A 15,510-nucleotide genomic window follows, 5' to 3' on the forward strand; every position below is an offset into this window, starting at 1 on the left:
CCGCATCGTGCGGCACACTCAGCCTTGCCATCCGATCCGCCTTCGACAACACGCGCGCGCCCACCGCCTCAAAACAGCCGGACGTTGCCATGCTCATCCCAATCGACGTGCGTGATGCCCGGCTCTTCGCGCTCCAGCCGCAGCAGCTCGAGTTCGTGCGCGCTGGCCGGCGCCGGCGCGAGCGTCGCCCCGGGACGCGTGCGCATGCGCGCATCCCGGTACCTGAAGGCGGCGTGGATGGTCGCGATCAATTCGCGGCTCTCCCATGGCTTGGCGAGGTAACGGAACACTTCGGCGCGGTTCACCGCGGCCACGATATCGCTGCGCTCGGTGGAGGCGCTCAGCACGATGCGCACCGCCTCCGGCTGCAAGCCCTTGATCATCTGGAGCACGTCCGCTCCCGTCAACCCCGGCATGCGCAGATCCGAAACCACGATGTCGAAATCCTGCTCGCCGGCCCGCAACAGCGCGGCCTCCGGCTGCATGAAAGCCTCGACCTGGACGCTGTCGGTGGAGAATTCCAGGCGCAGGGCGCGCTGCAGCGCATTCAGGACGGCCTCCTCGTCGTCGAGAAGCAGTATTCGACGCATCAGGACGTCCCCGTCCGGATATGCAGCTGCAAGCTGCTTCCCGAGCGCCGCTCGAAGTCGGCAAGCTGCTTGAGCAAACGTTCGTTCAACACGTGTTCCGCCGACAGCAGCAGGGCCCCGTCCTCGGACACCAGGTCGCGGGCAAGCGTCATGCCCGGCTTGAGCTGGGCGACGCCCATCACGACGTCGGGAACCTCGTCGGTGACGTGGCGTCCCGTGCGGATGTCGTACAGCGCTTCGATGACGTCCGGGTCGTAACGCTTGCCGCGGCTCTCGGCCATCAGTCCTGCCGCCTGCCCGGCGTTCAACTGGCGCTGCACCAGATGGCCGCTCTGCAGCGCCTCGAAGTCGTAGGCGACGGCAAGGATGCGGGCGCCGACCGGGATGTCGAACCCGGCCAGCCGGTGTGGAAAACCGCTGCCGTCGAAGCGCTCCCGGTGCGCACCGACGAGGCGCGCCGTCTCGCGCAACTCTTCGAGCGGCATGAGCAGCTGCTCTCCGAGCTGGGGATACTTTCGATACTCGCCCAGGGTATCGCCCTTGAGCACGTATTCCGGAATACGCAGCAAACTGTCGGGAAACCCGGTCTTCCCGATCCCGTGCAACAGCCCCGCGATGAACACGTCCTGGGCCTCGCGCGCAGGCAACCCCATTCGCAGCGCGAGCTTGCGCGCCAGATCGGCGACACCGCGCGCATGGCCGGACATGGCCCCGCCGCGCATCTCGATCATGCTCGAGAGGATCTTGATCGACGTGAGAAAGTTGCCCTTGAGCCGGTGGTTCGAGACCAGCAAGGCCTGCTGGGCCGACTGCAATTCCAGCGTGCGCGCCCGTACCCGCTCCTCGAGCGTGGCGTTCAGTTCCAGCAGGCTGTGGTTCTGCTGCCTGGTCAGCTGTTCGAGCCGCTCCTTTTCCTGTTCGAGGCTCCTGCGCCCCAGCGCATCGCGCACGATCAGCAGGATGTCTTCTTCGTTCCAGGGCTTGGTGATATAGCGGTAGATCTCGCCGCGATTGATGGCGCCGACGATCGAGCCGAGATCGGCATAGCCGGTCAGCAGCAGCCGCATCGTGGCCGGCCAGCGTGCGCGGACACGCTCCAGGAAGTCGGTGCCGTTGCAATGCGGCATCCGCATGTCGGAGATCACCAGATCGACCGGCTCGCGCTCGAGCGCCGCCAGCCCGGCCGCGGCGCCATCGGCGCACAGGACGCGGAAATGATGCTTGCGGAACAAGCGTTGCAGGGAGGCCAGGATGTTCGGCTCGTCATCCACGCACAGGATCGTCGCGACGGCCATGGCCTCGGCCGGGGCCGCGGCGCTCACGGTCCCTCCGCGCCGGCGTCCGGGTCGCGCTCCTGCTGGATGGGCAGTTCGATCCTGAAGGTGGAACCGACGCCCGGTTCGCTCTGGACCTCGATGCGGCCGTGGTGCTTCTGGATGATGCCGTACGACAGCGACAGCCCCAGTCCGGTCCCGCTGCCGATCGGCTTGGTGGTGAAAAACGGGTCGAAGATGCGCGACTGGATTGCCTTGGGGATACCGCTGCCATTGTCGGCGATTTCGATCCATACGTTGGCGCCGTCGCAGCCGGTACGGATCGTGATGCGCCCCCGTACGCCACTGATCGCCTGGGCGCCGTTGACCACGATATTCAGGATGACCTGGTTGATCTGCGAAGGCAGGCACTCGACTTCGGGAATGGCGCCGTACTCCTTGACGATATCGGCCTTGTACTTCACCTCGTTGTTCACGATGTTCAGGGTCGAATCGATGCCATGGTGCAGATCGACCCACTGCCAGTCCTGGTGGCCGTCGACGCGCGAGAAATCCTTGAGGTCCTGGACGATCTTGCGGACCCGCTCGATCCCTTCGCGCGATTCGCTCATCAAGACGGGCACGTCTTCGACCAGGTAATCGAGCTCGACCTGCTTGCGCAAGGCGCCGATGCGCGCCTTCATCGCCGGATCCGCGATGAAGGGTTCCGCTTCTTCGTACTGGGCCAGCACCCGCAGCAGGTCGACGATGTAGGCGTCGAGCGTGCCGAAATTCGAAAACACGAAACTGATGGGATTATTGATTTCGTGAGCGACCCCGGCCGCCAGCTGTCCGATGGATGCCAGCTTTTCCGACTGCAGCAATTGCTCCTGGGCCCTCGACAGTTTCTCGTTCAGTTCGGTCAGCTCACGGTTGCGACGCAACAGCTCCGCCTCCGCGGATTCTTCGCGCGCGGCGCACTCGCCGGCGCACGTGATGTCCTTAATGTCATTCATTGTTTTTGGTACGCATCAGGAGTTGACAGGTCGCTTCGAACTGGGCCTCCGTTTCACGGCAGGCTTCTTGCAGTTGTTCGAAGCTGATGTGCAGGCTGGTCCACGTCGCATCGTGCAGCTGCGGCACGGCGGCGTGTTCGTCGGCGCCCAGGTCCAGTGCCTGGACCACCGCGTTCGCGGCATGGATCAGGCCCGGCAGGTTGGCCAGGCCCGTTCCCATCGGCCGATGGTGCTCGGCGATGGCGCTCTGGATCGCGACAGGGAATTTCCAGGCTTCGCCTAGGATACGCCCGACTTGCTGGTGGTCAATGCCCAGCACGCGCATCTCGGCATCGCTCAGGGTCGTCTGTTCGCGCGCGTAAACCGCGAGCACCTGGGCGTACTGCTCGGGGAATCCCGATGCCAGCACCAGGCGCCCGATGTCGTGCAGCAGTCCGGCGATGAAGGCGTGGTCCTGCGGCAGCCCGGCATGGCGTGCGAGGCCGCGCGCGCACAGGGCCGTTGCGATCGAGTGGCGCCAGAACTCGGCGACGTCGATCTGGCCGCCCTGCCCGGCCTCGAAGCTCTCGATCACATTGGCCGCCACCGCCAGCGCGCGGGCGGCGTCGAAACCGAGCACGACGATGGCCTGGTTGACCGTGCCCACCTTCGACGGCAGGCCGTAGAACGAGGAATTCGCCAACCGGAGCATTTTCGCCGACAGCGCCTGGTCGCGCGAAATCTTTTCCGCCAGCAGCCCGACATCGACATCCTCGCGCTCGAACGAACTGATGAGGTCGAGCACAATGGACGGCAGCGGCGGCAGGTCACGAATCCGGCGCACGACCTGGATGACATCGAGGCTGTTCATGCGAGCTCCGCCATCCGGTAAGCCTCGACCACTTGTCGCAGCAAGGCATTGGCCGACCCGGTCCCGGCATTGCGGAACAGGTACGCGATGCGGGCCTTCGCCTGCTCGCGCGCGGCGCCGAGCTGCTCCTCGGTGACGGTATCGTCCACGATCGACACGACCTCGATATCGCGCCGGCGCAATGCCTTGATGGTCGACGCGGTCAGCACCGTCGCCTTCGGGAGCAGCAGGTTGCCGGCGCGGTCGCGCAAGTCGTCGTACAGACACATGCCGTCCTGCGCAGCGTCCAGTTCCACAATTTGATAGCGTTTCATGACTGTCCACTCAGGTGTGATTCGAATCCGGTAACCGTGATCAGCCAGCCGCGCGACTGGCTGCCATGGCCCATCGGGTGCAGGCTGGCCGGGAAGACGCCGTCCTGGCCCCGGTACTCGAAGCCGAGACCGGCCCCTTCCGGCAACAGCGCGGGCAGGCAGGGAAACAAGCGGTGCAGGTCGTGGCCGAGCGGCGTGCCGTGTTCGGCGAACAGGCAGGACGCGGCGCGATTGGCCAGCACGATCGTGCCCAGGTCGTCGCTCGCGAGCACGGCGACCGGCACGTTGTTCAATACCTCGTGCGCGATGTCCAGGCTGATCGCGCCATATTCGAGTTCACGGCGTTGCCGCGCCAGCAGCGACTCGAGCCGCCGGTTGACTGCGGCCAGCTTCTGGTTGGCGGTATGCACCTGGAGTGTCAACAGGCGGTTTTCATTGGCCATCGCCCCGTAGGTGAACGCTTCCTGGACGTGGGCGCGCAGTTGCCCGTCGTCCCAGGGCTTGGTGAGGAATTTATAGATCGCGCCCGCGTTGACCGCATCGGTGACGGTCTGCAGTTCGGTGAATCCCGACAGGACGATACGCACGGTCTCTGGATAGGACTGGCGCACGGTACGCAGGAACTCGACGCCGGTCATCCCCGGCATGCGCTGGTCGGACACGATCACGTCGACCGCATGTTCGGCCAGGACGTCCAGGCCCGCCTGGCCGCTGTTCGCGGTCAGGATGCGGTAGCCGTCGCCGCGCAGCAGGCGCTTCAGGGACGACAGGATGCTCGGTTCATCGTCCACCAGCAACAGGGTCGGCTGCGCGCGGTCGAAGCGCAGCAGGCGCGCGGACAGGCCGGCGCCATCGTGCAGCATGCGCGTGAGCACCTCGCCCGCAACCGGCTCGGACACCAGGTAGCCCTGCACCTCGTCGCACATGTGGCGCGCCAGGTATTCGCACTGCGCTTCGTGTTCGACGCCGACGGCGACCACGCGCATGCCCAGGCTGTGCCCCATGACGATGACCGCATCCACGATCGCGGCCGCCTGGTCCGCTTCCGGAACGCCGTTCAGGAACGATTGATCGATCTTGAGGACGTCGATCGGCAGCCGCCGCAGCTGGGCCAGGCTGGAAGTGCCGGTCCCGAAATGGTCCAGGCACAGCCGTATTCCACGTTCCTGCAGCGCCAGCAGGAACTGCATGCTGCCGTTCATGTCATACATCAGCGCGCTTTCGGCAAGCTCGAGGTCCAGGCATTCGGGCGGCAGCCCGGTCTCCGACAAGGCCCGGTTCACCGATGCCTCGATCATTCCGGTGGAAAGCTGGCGTGTCGACAGGTTCACGGCAATGCGCAGCGCCGAAAATCCCATGGCGCGCCAGGCCGCGGCCTGGGCGCAGGCGGTGCGCAAGACCCAGTCGCCGAGCTCGCCGATCAGGCCGCAGCTTTCGGCAGCGCCGATCAGCGTGGCGGCAGGCACCTCGTCGTCTCCCCGCCTCCAGCGCACCAGCGCTTCCACGGTCGAGATCTGGCCGGTGACGAGGTCGACCTGCGGCTGGTAGTGCAGCCGCAACTCTCCGGCCGCGAATGCATCGCGCAGGGCCGCGCCCAGCTGAAACCGGTCGAGTTCGGCCTTGTCGATGCTGGTGTCGGCGTAGCGTAGCGATCCGGGGCCGCTCGCCTGGGCGCGCCGCAGGGCGCGGTCGGCGGCGCACAGCAGCGCATCCGCATCGCTGCCGTTCCCGGGAAACGACGCGATGCCGATGCAGCAGGCCGCATACACGGGGTGACCTGCGAAGTCGAGCGGCTCGGCCAGCGTGGCCGCGATGCCCTGGGCCGTTCCCGCTTCGGCGAGACATTGATCTCCTTCCAACAACACCAGGAAACGGTCGCTGCTTTCACGCGCCACCGCCACCTCGGGCCCCACCAGCGCCTCGATCCGGCGCGCCATGTCCTGCAACAGGCGCTCGCCCGCGTCCTGGCCGAACCAGGAGTTGACCCGTCGGTACAAGTCCAGGTCGACGGTCGCAACCTGCACCGGCCGGCCGGTGCCCGCGGCGCGATCCAGGGCCTGGCCCAGGCGCTGGCGGAACAGCGCATGATTGGGAAGGGCCGTGAGCGCGTCATAGCCGTGCACGCCGCATTCGAGGCGCCGCGCTCCCGGCTGCGCCGTCGCCCCGCGTTCCTTATGCGACAAGCCGGCGCCGTCCGCCCGCTCGACGGCGGCCGGCATTTGCGCATGGCCCGTGCTTGCCGGCATGTCCGCGTCGGGACCGGCAATGGGAGAGGTAGGAGCGTTCATGTCATTCGGCCTGAGCGAGTCGGAACTGCATCAGGATATAAAATAGTGACCGCAGGCAACATCGCGAAATTTGCGACAATCTGTCGCATGCCATGAAGGCAAGGCGCCTGTTCCCAGGTTGGCAGGGCACGGCGCTGCAGGGTGTCGGGCGCCGCGCAGCCTGGCGTCGCCGGCGCCGCGAACATGCGCGCCTCGGGCATCGAAGCAGGTCGGGACGCACGTGCATCACGACGTTCGTAGGTGCGGCGAATCGCGCGTAGAATGGACCTCCTGCCGCTTGGTCCGGAAGCGGCGCATGCATGACCGACCCGCGCGGAAGGTACACGATGGAACGTTATACTGATGCTCTTCCGCCATCCTGCGTGCCTGGGGCCGGCGCCAGGCAGCCCGCCCCGGCCCATCTGGGCGACATGCTCGACAGCCTGACCGACGGATTCATGTCCATCGACAGATCGTGGCGCTTTACCTATCTTAACCACACGGCTGAGCGATACCTGCAGCGCAAGCGGGAGAACCTGCTTGGACGGGACATCTGGGAGTGTTTTCCGGACCTGGTCGGCTCGGGCTACCAACACATCTACCGGCAAACGGCGGCGACGGGACGGCCCGGTCAGTACACCGGTTATTACCCGGCGCTCGGCGCCTGGTTCGAAGCGCGCTCATTTGCCCACGACGACGGCATCACGGTGCTGTTTCGCGACGTAACGCAGGAACACGAGCAAGCTGCGGAACTGGAATTTGAAGCCAGGCACGACTATCTGACCGGATTGTACAACCGGCGCGAGTGCATGGAAGTGCTGGCACGCGCCATCGCCGACGCTGGTTCCGCCGGCGCCACGCAGGGCCCCACCCTGGCGGTGCTGTTCATCGATCTCGACCATTTCAAGGAGGTCAACGACGCCTGCGGTCACGTCGCCGGCGACGGATTGCTGCGCGACTTCGCGAGCAGGCTGCGCGCGCTGCTCGATCCTGACGTGTTCGCCGCGCGCGTAGGGGGCGACAAGTTCGTTCTCCTGTTACGCAACACCACGCAAGACGCGGCGGAGGCGCTCGCGCACGCCGTGCTCGGTGAGCTGGCGCCGCCATTCGAGACATGCGGAAGGTCGATCTCCCTGTCCGCCAGCGTCGGCATTGCCTTGCTCAACGACGCGTCGGAATCCGCCGGGACGCTGCTGAGCGAGGCCGACACGGCCATGCTTGCAGCGAAGTCGTCCGGCCGGTTCCAGGTACGTGTCTACGACGAGGCGCTCGACCGTGGAATGCGGGAACGGCTCGCTCTGCGCATGGATTTGCCCGAGGCGTTTGCCGCCAACCAGTTCCAGCTGCATTTCCAGCCCAAGATCGCCATCGCCGACGCCGCGCCGATCGGCGCCGAGGCGCTGCTTCGCTGGCGTCATCCGGTGCGAGGCTTGCTGGGGCCGCAGGTGTTCCTGGACGTGTTGCTGAAGTCGCCCTACGAGGGAGTCCTGGTGGGATGGCTGCTCGACGCCGTCTGTCGGCAAATCGAGGAGTGGAAGAAGATGGAGGTGCCCATCGCGCGGATCAGCTTTAACTTGTCGCCGAGACAACTGCTGACCGTGGGCCTCGTCGACAAGATCCTCGATAGCGCGGCCGCGCACGGCGTCTCACCCGCCATGCTGGACGTGGAAGTGACCGAAGACTCGCTGGTCGGCGATATCGAGAAGGCGATGGCGGTGCTCGCGGTGCTCAGGCAAGCGGGCATCTCGACGTCGCTCGACGATTTCGGCTCCGGCTACTCCAATCTCGGCTACCTGGTGCGATTGCCGATCGACATGCTCAAGCTCGACAAGTCGTTCGTGCACGCGCTGCTCGATTCGGACAAGGCGTCGGCGGTCATCCGGGGCATTGTCGCGCTGGCCCGCTCGCTGGGTATGAAAACGATTGCCGAGGGTGTGGAGAGCCAGTCGCAGCTCGCGGAACTGCAAGGGATTGGGTGCGATCTGGTTCAGGGCAATCTGTTCAGCCGCCCGCTCGACTCGGACGCCTTTGCGCAATTCGTACTGCAGCGGCAATAGTTCCAGACACCCACTTCCAGGCGCCCACGACGCCGTCAAGCCGCGATCGTTGATGAGCGCCGGTGCGCGGGTCGAGTGGCGTCAGTGCCGGGCCGCCGCCGTCCCGTCGCGCCGGCCGGCGCCCGGCCCGGCCGCGCTGGCCAGCCAAGCCTCGAATTCGGGCGCCGGCGCAGGCCGCGCGTGCAGGTAGCCCTGCGCCATGTCGCAGCCGTGGGCGCGCAGGAAAGCCTGCTCGGCCTCGGTCTCGACCCCTTCGGCCACCACCAGCAGTCCCAGGCTGCGCGCCATGGCCAGCGCGGCCACCACCAGCCCGGCGCGCTCGGCGTCGCTGTCGACATCGGTCACCAGCGATTTGTCAACCTTGAGTTCGTCGGGCTTCAGGCGGCTGATGTAGCCCAGCGACGAGTAGCCGGTGCCGAAATCGTCGATCGCCACCAGCACCCCCAGGGCTTTCAGGGCGGCCAGCACGGCGCGGGTCTGTTCGGTATCGGCCAGCTGGGTCTGCTCGGTGATCTCGATGCACAAGTGCCCCGGCGCGAGGCCGGTTGCGCGCAGTGCCGCCTCTACCGCCGGCACCAGGCGGCCGGACTTGAACTGGGCCGCCGTCACGTTCACCCCCATGCGCAGGCCAGGCCCGCCGCCGGCGTTCCAGCGCGCGGCCTGGCGGCAGGCCTCGCCGATGGTCCAGGCGCCTATCTCCTCGCCCATCGACGATTCCTCGAGCATCGGCAGGAACAGGTCGGGCAGCAGGAGGCCCAGTTCGGGATGGTGCCAGCGCAGCAGCGCCTCGGTGGCGGCCGGGCGGCCGTCGCTGAGCGTCACGATCGGCTGATAGAATATCTCGAGCTCGTTGCGCTCGAGGGCGGTGCGCAAGCCGGCGCCCAGCCGCACCCGCATCTCCATGCGCACCGTGAGTTCGGGGCGGTAGAACTGGACGTTGTTGCGGCCCTCGCCCTTGGCCTGGTACAGGGCGCTGTCGGCGAAGCGCAGTAGCGTGCGGAAGTCCTGGGCGTCGTCGGGGAACAGGCTCACCCCCATGCTGACCGCCACGCGCACCTCGTGGCCATCGAAGTGCAGCGGGCGGCCGCATTCGAGCCGCAGCTTGTCGGTCAGCGTGATCACGTCGTGGGCGTCGGACACCTCGGACAGCACCACCACGAACTCGTCCCCGCCCAGGCGCCCGACGATGTCGATCGCGCGCACGCTGCGGGCCAGGCGGGTCGCCAGTTCCTTGAGCACCAGGTCGCCGGTCTCGTGACCATAAGTGTCGTTGATGTGCTTGAAGTAGTCCAGGTCGATGAAGACCACCGCCAGCCGGGAGCCGCGGCGGCGCGCCACGGCGAGCTCGCGCTCGACCTGCTCGCCCAGCATGGCGCGGTTGGCCACGCCAGTCAGGGCGTCGTGCTGGGCCAGGTGGGCCAGTTCGTCCTCGGCGCGCTTGCGCTCGGTGACGTCGTTCACCTGGATCAGGAAGTGCTGCGGTTCGTGGTTCACCGGCAGCAAGGTGGCCGACACCAGGGCCCACACCGTGCGGCCATCCTTCGGCCGGTAGCTGCGCTCGTACTGGACCGCGTCGCTGCGTCCGGCCAGCAGGTCTTGCTGGTACTCGCGTTCGATCGCATTGTCGCCGCTGTCGCCGAAGGCGTCCTGGGCGGCGCCCACCAGCGCCTCGGCCGGCGTGCGCAGCAGGCGGCACATGGCGCGATTGACGCGCACGAAGCGGTTGTCGCGGTCGACCAGCGCCACCCCCAACGGGGCATTGTCGAAGGCGCTGCGAAAGCGCTGCTCGCTGCGCGCCAGGCGCAGCTCGGCCGCCACCCGTTCGCGCTCGTCGTGCAGCACGATCGCCGTGCCCATCGGGCGGGCGTGATCGTCGCAGATCGCACCCGCGGAATAATCGACCGGGATGCGCTGGCCGGCGCCGGTCACCAGCGTCGCCGTCCCGCTGCGGGCGATGCAATCGTGGTGCACCAGGCCGATCGGGCCGCCGGCATCGTCTTCCAGGCGCACGACCTCGGCGGCGCTGCGTCCGCGCAAGACCTCCATGCCCAGCAAGCTTTGGGCGGCCGGGTTGACCAGGCCGACCAGGCCGTCGGCATCGGTGGCGATCACGGCGTCGCACACCCCGTGCAGCACCGCAGTGAGCCAGCGCTCATTGTCGCGCAGCGCGCGCTCGACCGCGGCCTTTCGCAGCGCGACCGCGATCCCGGCGCGCAGCTCGCGCCCCTGGAACGGCTTGGTCAGGTAACCATAGGGCATGGCGGCGGCGGCGCGGTCGACGGTCTGGTCGTCGCTGTAGGCGGTCAGGAACAGGACCGGGATCTGCAGCTCGGCGCTGATGGTGGCGGCCGCCGCGATGCCATCCATGTCGCCCCGGAGCACCACGTCCATCAGCACCAGGTCGGGCCGGTCGGCGCGCGCGCGCGCGATGGCGTCGCGGCCGTTGTCGACGCAGCCGCAGACCCGGTACCCCATGTCGCGCAACTGGCCGGCGATGTCCATGGCGACCACGGCTTCGTCCTCGACCACCAGCAGGGTCGGTGCGTCCTGCCCGGCGCCGGGAAGGGGTTGCAGCATAGCGGTTCCTGGGTCGATGGGAGCTGGTTGATGGAACTCGTTAATGGATACTGGTTAATTGGAGCTTATTCTCGGGAGCTCACTCTCGCGCCGCCAGCTCGGTGGCCGGCGCGTGCCGGGACGAGGCAGCCGCCGGGTGGCCGGCGCCGCGCCTGCCATCGCCATCGACCGGCACATGGAAGATGAGCCTGACGCAGGCGCCGTTGCGGTTCTCGAACACGAGCTTTGCGTGCAATTGCTCGCTCAGGGCAGCGACTAACCTTAGACCCAGCGTCCGGGGCGAAGTTCGATCGGTCTCGGGCGGCAGGCCGATGCCGTCGTCGTGGACCGTCAGCTGCAGCCGCTGTTCGCCGGCGGCGGCGCCTTCCCCGGGCTCCGGCGCCAGCGTCACCCGGATGGTGCCGCGCCGGCCGGCCGGGAACGCGTGCTTGAGGCTGTTCGAGACGAGCTCGTTGAGCAGCAGGCCCAGCGGCACCGCGAGGTCCAGGCCGACCTCGACCGGCGCCACCTCGAGCTCCAGGGAGATACCGCGCCGGCCGGCTCCGTAGGCGCTGGCCAGCTCGTCACACAGCACGCGCACGTAGGCGGCGAGGCAGATGGTGCCCAGGGTGCGCGCCTGGTACAGGCGCTCGTGCACCAGCGCCATGGCCCGCACCCGGTTGGCGGCCTCGACCAGGGCCCGCTTGGCGCGCCCGCCCTTGAGGGTGCGTGCCTGCAGGTTGAACAGGCTGATGATGAGCTGCAGGTTGTTCTTGACCCGGTGGTACAGTTCCTTGAGCAGGGTGTTCTTGTCTTCCAGCGCCTGGCGCAGCGCTTCCTCCTGCGCCCAGCCGGCGCTGACGTCGCGCACGGTCACGATCAGGAGCGCGCGCTCGGGCAGCGGGTTGGCCATGGCGTCGGCCGGGAAAGCCACGCCGTCCCGGCGCCGGCCGCGCAGGTGGGTGGTGCCCGCCATGCCGTTCCTGGCCGGGGCGGCGCGCATGCGCTCGTAGACCGGGACCGGCGCCCCCCCGCTGCCCACCAGCAGCACGTCCAGCGCCAGCCCTTGCAGCGCGCCGCTCGGGTAGCCGAACATGCGCTCGGCCTGGACGTTGGCGCGCGTCACCCGGCCGCCGGGGTCGACCAGGAGAATGCCGTCCGGCGTCTCTTCGAAGATCCCGAGCAGGAAGGCCTCGCTGCGCTCGACCGCGCGCTTGGCTTCGCGCAGGACCCGTTCGGCGCGCTCGGCCTCGTCGCGCTGGACGGTGCGTTCGCGCAGCAGCGCCGCGGTCTGGACCAGGGCATGGCCGACGTCCTGCGCCTCGTCCAGCGGCAACGGCGGCAGCACCACCTGTTCGCCATGGCCGAGCGCGATGGCGGGACGGACCAGCCCACGCAGCGCGGTCTCGATGCGTTTGCCGATCAGCGCCACCAGGACGGCGCCCAGCGCCAGCAAGCCGCAGCCAGCTGCCACGAACCATTCCAGCGTGCGCCACAGGTTGGCGTTGAGCACGCTGCGCTGGAGGGCGATCGCCAACGTCCAGCCCGATAGCGACGAGTGGCTGAACACGGTCACCACGCCGGCGTCATGCGGCCCGGTCTCTTCGACCGTGCCTTCCCGCCCCAGCGCGAATCCGGCCGCCAGGGCGGGACTGGCGCGCTGGCCGACCTCGGCGTGGCGGGCCCGGCTGCTCCACACGATGCGCGCCTGGCCGTCGTAGATCGTCACGGTGGACCCCGGCAGCGCCCGGTGGCGCTCCAGGATGGCGCCCAGGCGTTCGCCGAAGTACTGCATTGACAGCACGTAGCGCACCTGGCCGCCCCGCACCACCGGCACGTCGACGCTGGTCAGCAGGCGGTGGACGGTCGGCCCCACGTACAGGTCGGAAACCTGCGCCCGGCCAGTCTGGACCACCTGCCAGAGCTGGCCCACGTTGCCGTGCCGCGGCAGCGGCGTGCCGAACGGCAGGCCGGTATTGATCACCTGCTGCAGGCCGGGATCGACGGCCACCAGCACGTTGCCGGGACGGGCGTGCAGCACCTCGATGGCCTGGACACGGAAGGCGCGCAGGTCGTGGGCATCCAGGCTGGGCGAGGTGGCCAGCGCCTCGAGGGCGGCCTGCGCGCTGCTCAGTTCGCGGTCGATGGCCTGCATCAACGCCCGCGACACGTCCTGGTAGGCGCGTTCCATCCCGGCCCGCTCGCGCCCGTAGGAATGCAAGAACAGCGCAACCACCGCGATCGTGGTCGGCACGATGAAGGCGGCCAGCAGCAAGGCCAGCCATTGGCGGATGGTCGGCGCGCGGCGCGCGGGAAACGACAGGCCCATGTGCATGACCTCGGTCGGCTCCGGCCGCGGGGCGGGCCGGATCGGCCCCTACTCTAGGCCTGCGCGCGTGCGCCCGCAAGCAGGCCGGGCGTGTCGGTGGTTCTGGCAACCGCCGATATCTGGTCGAGTACTTGCCCAAGCGGCTCCGATGAAGCGGATAATCATGTCGATGGCATGCGATTGCATCGACCGTTCGCCCCTGCCAGACCCAGGGGTGCGCACGGCAGGCAGCGCGCGGTTTGCACGCGATCCCTGGCTGCGTGACAATGGGCTCACGCGAACTGATCATTCAAAGGAAGAGCATGAACATCACGGTCCAGAATACCGTCCCCGATACCGCGCGCATCACCCTGGTCGGCGAGCTGCAGGATGGCAGCTTCAAGGCGCAAGTGATGACCGAAACCGCCGTGCCTTACACGCCCTACTGGGACAACCTGCTCGAGCAACGCATCATCTACATCCAGCCCGACGATGAACAGCTGGGGTCGATCGTCACGGCGCTGAACGATCGCCGTCTGTCACTCGACGAGTTGCAGAATTACGGCAGCTCGGACGGCGGCACCTCGTCGATCCCGGTATAGCAGCTACAGGAGGCCCTTGCCATCCGCGCCGAGGATCTCGTCGTGGCGCTCCTTGTCGGTCTTGTGCAGGTAGCCGGCGGTGGTGGCGATATTGGCGTGGCCCGCGGTATCTTGCAGGGTCTTGAGCTGCACCCCGCTGTTGGCGTGGTTGGTGAGCATGCTGTGGCGTAGCCAGTGCGGCGACGCCTGGCGCAGCATGGCCGCGCTGTCGCCGTCGCCCCGGGCCGCCGCCGCGCTGGCGGCCAGCTGGAAGATCGCCTTGAGCGCCTCGGACGCCGCCTCGTCGGTCACGCGCACGTGGTCGCGCGTGCGGCTCGACAGCACCAGCGGCATGTGGTCGCCGCGGCTGGTCTGTTCCAGCAGGCCGAAGGCGCGCCGGTAGTCGCGGAAGGCCGCCAGCGTGGCCGGCGGCACCGGCAGCCGGCGCGGCTTGTTGCCTTTGCCCAGGACGTCCAGCCACCAGCGGCCGTCGCCCTCGCTGTAGATCGCGCCCATGCGCGCGCCGACGATTTCATTGAGGCGCGCGCCGGTCTGGGCGAAGGCGATCAACAGGAAGCGGTCGCGGGCGCGCTGGCGCGCCGCGGCCTCGGAATCGGCGTCGCGCGCCTCGGCCGCGGCCAGCGCATAGGCCAGCGCGGCCGGCGTCAGGTAGCGCGTGATGCGGCCGGCATGGGGCGCTCGCACATTGCGCACCAGGCGCGCCGGGTTGCGGCGCAGATAGCCGGTATGCTCGGCGAATGCGAGCAAGCCCTTGATGGCGATCATCGACTGGCGCCGGCTGGTATCGGACAGCGGGCCCGAGAACGGGCGATAGCGCGGGTCGTTGCGCGGCCACTTGGTGGCGCACACCCACTCGGGCGGCGGGTTGCGGATGAATTCCTTGTAGGCGTTCAGGTCGGCCACGTTCAGCTGCTGGAAAGTCTTGTGCGCTTCTTCGCGGCACCAGGTCAGGAAGCGGTACAGCTCTTTCTGCAGGTTGGCGATCGACTTGGGACTGAGCTCGCCATGCGAGATGTATTCGCGCGCCAGTTCGGCGTCGTTGCGGGCCGAGGTGACCGGCTCGTCGTGCACGCCGGCGAAGATCCCGGACTCCGGGCGACTCGCCGCCGCCCGGTCCGGATGTTCCGCGGGCAGTGGGTCGAGGTCGATCGGCAGGAAGGCAGGCATGGTGGCGCGATAAATGACTGTATAGATATACAGTATAGCACCACGTCTCCCGCCTCAGGAAGCGATATCGCGCAAAGCCGCATCATGCGGCGGCGGTCATGCGGCGGCGACCATGCGCCGGCATGCATCGGCGCACGCGCGGCAGGCGGCCGCGCAGGCCTGGCAATGGTCCATCGGGTGGCTGCCGCATTCCGCGGCGCAGCGGTCGCAGGCCTCGGCGCAGACGCCACACAGCGCGGCGGCGATCTCGCCACCGCGCGCCATGACCGCCGCGGCCAGGCGGCACAACTGGGCGCAATCGATGTCGAGGGCGATGCAGCGCGCCATCATGCGGACGTCGTCCTCGCCCAGGCAGGCGGCGGCGCAGCGGTCGCAGGCGTCGGCGCAGGCATTGCAGGCAGCGATGCAGCTTGCATATTCGGGGTGTTCCATGCGGGTCTCCATGCACTTATTGCGATTGCAGATACCCTAGCATCCACCGTCATGCGCGCGCGCACGTTACCTCCAGGCACGCTCATCGCTAACACATG

12 protein-coding genes are annotated in these 15,510 nt (G+C 67.9%); 2 read left to right on the plus strand and 10 right to left on the minus strand.

The window, feature by feature from the left end:
* Positions 1 to 68: 68 nt before the first annotated feature.
* The 6 genes from ABIB38_RS03740 to ABIB38_RS03765 are packed head-to-tail and all read right to left on the minus strand — an operon-like array spanning position 69 to position 6,311.
* On the minus strand, positions 69 to 590 hold the full coding sequence (locus ABIB38_RS03740) for a response regulator (protein WP_429201860.1): 522 nt from the start codon (positions 588 to 590) through the stop codon (positions 69 to 71).
* Complete coding sequence (locus ABIB38_RS03745) at positions 590 to 1,912, minus strand: HD domain-containing phosphohydrolase (protein ID WP_429201862.1); 1,323 nt, start codon at positions 1,910 to 1,912, stop codon at positions 590 to 592. Before ABIB38_RS03745 ends, ABIB38_RS03740 begins: the two co-directional genes overlap by 1 nt.
* Positions 1,909 to 2,859 carry an ATP-binding protein gene (locus tag ABIB38_RS03750; protein WP_429201864.1) on the minus strand — a complete coding sequence of 317 codons (951 nt, stop codon included), beginning with the start codon at positions 2,857 to 2,859 and terminating at the stop codon, positions 1,909 to 1,911. Before ABIB38_RS03750 ends, ABIB38_RS03745 begins: the two co-directional genes overlap by 4 nt.
* Complete coding sequence (locus ABIB38_RS03755; protein ID WP_429201866.1) at positions 2,852 to 3,709, minus strand: HDOD domain-containing protein; 858 nt, start codon at positions 3,707 to 3,709, stop codon at positions 2,852 to 2,854. The genes ABIB38_RS03750 and ABIB38_RS03755 overlap by 8 nt, the downstream gene beginning before the upstream one ends.
* Positions 3,706 to 4,023, minus strand: coding sequence for a hypothetical protein (locus ABIB38_RS03760; RefSeq protein ID WP_429201868.1), 318 nt, complete (start codon positions 4,021 to 4,023; stop codon positions 3,706 to 3,708). Before ABIB38_RS03760 ends, ABIB38_RS03755 begins: the two co-directional genes overlap by 4 nt.
* Positions 4,020 to 6,311: an EAL domain-containing protein gene (locus ABIB38_RS03765; RefSeq protein WP_429201870.1), complete on the minus strand. Its 2,292-nt coding sequence runs from the start codon at positions 6,309 to 6,311 to the stop codon at positions 4,020 to 4,022. Before ABIB38_RS03765 ends, ABIB38_RS03760 begins: the two co-directional genes overlap by 4 nt.
* Before the next feature lie 326 nt (positions 6,312 to 6,637).
* Between ABIB38_RS03765 and ABIB38_RS03770 the strand changes: the two genes are divergently transcribed.
* The gene (locus ABIB38_RS03770; RefSeq protein WP_429201873.1) at positions 6,638 to 8,347 is read left to right on the plus strand and encodes a putative bifunctional diguanylate cyclase/phosphodiesterase; all 1,710 of its coding nucleotides are present in this window, start codon (positions 6,638 to 6,640) and stop codon (positions 8,345 to 8,347) included.
* A gap of 81 nt (positions 8,348 to 8,428) precedes the next feature.
* Here ABIB38_RS03770 and ABIB38_RS03775 read toward each other — a convergent pair whose 3' ends face one another.
* Positions 8,429 to 10,924 (minus strand): two-component system response regulator, encoded by a 2,496-nt coding sequence (locus tag ABIB38_RS03775; protein ID WP_429201874.1) that lies wholly within the window; start codon positions 10,922 to 10,924, stop codon positions 8,429 to 8,431.
* Positions 10,925 to 11,003: 79 nt separating this feature from the next.
* Positions 11,004 to 13,232, minus strand: coding sequence for a sensor histidine kinase (locus ABIB38_RS03780; protein WP_429201876.1), 2,229 nt, complete (start codon positions 13,230 to 13,232; stop codon positions 11,004 to 11,006).
* 302 nt (positions 13,233 to 13,534) lie between these two features.
* On the opposite strand from ABIB38_RS03780, the gene ABIB38_RS03785 reads away from it, so the two are divergent.
* Positions 13,535 to 13,813, plus strand: coding sequence for a hypothetical protein (locus ABIB38_RS03785; RefSeq protein ID WP_429201877.1), 279 nt, complete (start codon positions 13,535 to 13,537; stop codon positions 13,811 to 13,813).
* A 3-nt stretch (positions 13,814 to 13,816) separates the two neighbouring features.
* Here the strand turns inward: ABIB38_RS03785 and ABIB38_RS03790 are convergent, their stop codons facing one another.
* Both ABIB38_RS03790 and ABIB38_RS03795 read right to left on the minus strand, forming a co-directional pair.
* Positions 13,817 to 14,980 (minus strand): tyrosine-type recombinase/integrase, encoded by a 1,164-nt coding sequence (locus tag ABIB38_RS03790; protein WP_429201879.1) that lies wholly within the window; start codon positions 14,978 to 14,980, stop codon positions 13,817 to 13,819.
* A 96-nt stretch (positions 14,981 to 15,076) separates the two neighbouring features.
* On the minus strand, positions 15,077 to 15,412 hold the full coding sequence (locus ABIB38_RS03795; protein WP_429201881.1) for a four-helix bundle copper-binding protein: 336 nt from the start codon (positions 15,410 to 15,412) through the stop codon (positions 15,077 to 15,079).
* Between the last annotated feature and the right edge of the window lie 98 nt (positions 15,413 to 15,510).

The sequence above is a fragment of the Massilia sp. UYP11 genome (genome assembly GCF_050434805.1).
In the GTDB taxonomy this organism is placed as follows: Bacteria; Pseudomonadota; Gammaproteobacteria; order Burkholderiales; family Burkholderiaceae_D; genus Telluria.

Coding starts and splice junctions, on each gene's coding strand:
- ABIB38_RS03775 (WP_429201874.1), bottom strand. CDS start 10,924: ATGCTGCAACCCCTTCCCGGCGCCGGGCAGGACGCACCGACCCTGCTG.
- ABIB38_RS03795 (WP_429201881.1), bottom strand. CDS start 15,412: ATGGAACACCCCGAATATGCAAGCTGCATCGCTGCCTGCAATGCCTGC.
- ABIB38_RS03755 (WP_429201866.1), bottom strand. CDS start 3,709: ATGAACAGCCTCGATGTCATCCAGGTCGTGCGCCGGATTCGTGACCTG.
- ABIB38_RS03740 (WP_429201860.1), bottom strand. CDS start 590: ATGCGTCGAATACTGCTTCTCGACGACGAGGAGGCCGTCCTGAATGCG.
- ABIB38_RS03790 (WP_429201879.1), bottom strand. CDS start 14,980: ATGCCTGCCTTCCTGCCGATCGACCTCGACCCACTGCCCGCGGAACAT.
- ABIB38_RS03780 (WP_429201876.1), bottom strand. CDS start 13,232: ATGGGCCTGTCGTTTCCCGCGCGCCGCGCGCCGACCATCCGCCAATGG.
- ABIB38_RS03760 (WP_429201868.1), bottom strand. CDS start 4,023: ATGAAACGCTATCAAATTGTGGAACTGGACGCTGCGCAGGACGGCATG.
- ABIB38_RS03785 (WP_429201877.1), top strand. CDS start 13,535: ATGAACATCACGGTCCAGAATACCGTCCCCGATACCGCGCGCATCACC.
- ABIB38_RS03765 (WP_429201870.1), bottom strand. CDS start 6,311: ATGAACGCTCCTACCTCTCCCATTGCCGGTCCCGACGCGGACATGCCG.
- ABIB38_RS03750 (WP_429201864.1), bottom strand. CDS start 2,859: ATGAATGACATTAAGGACATCACGTGCGCCGGCGAGTGCGCCGCGCGC.
- ABIB38_RS03770 (WP_429201873.1), top strand. CDS start 6,638: ATGGAACGTTATACTGATGCTCTTCCGCCATCCTGCGTGCCTGGGGCC.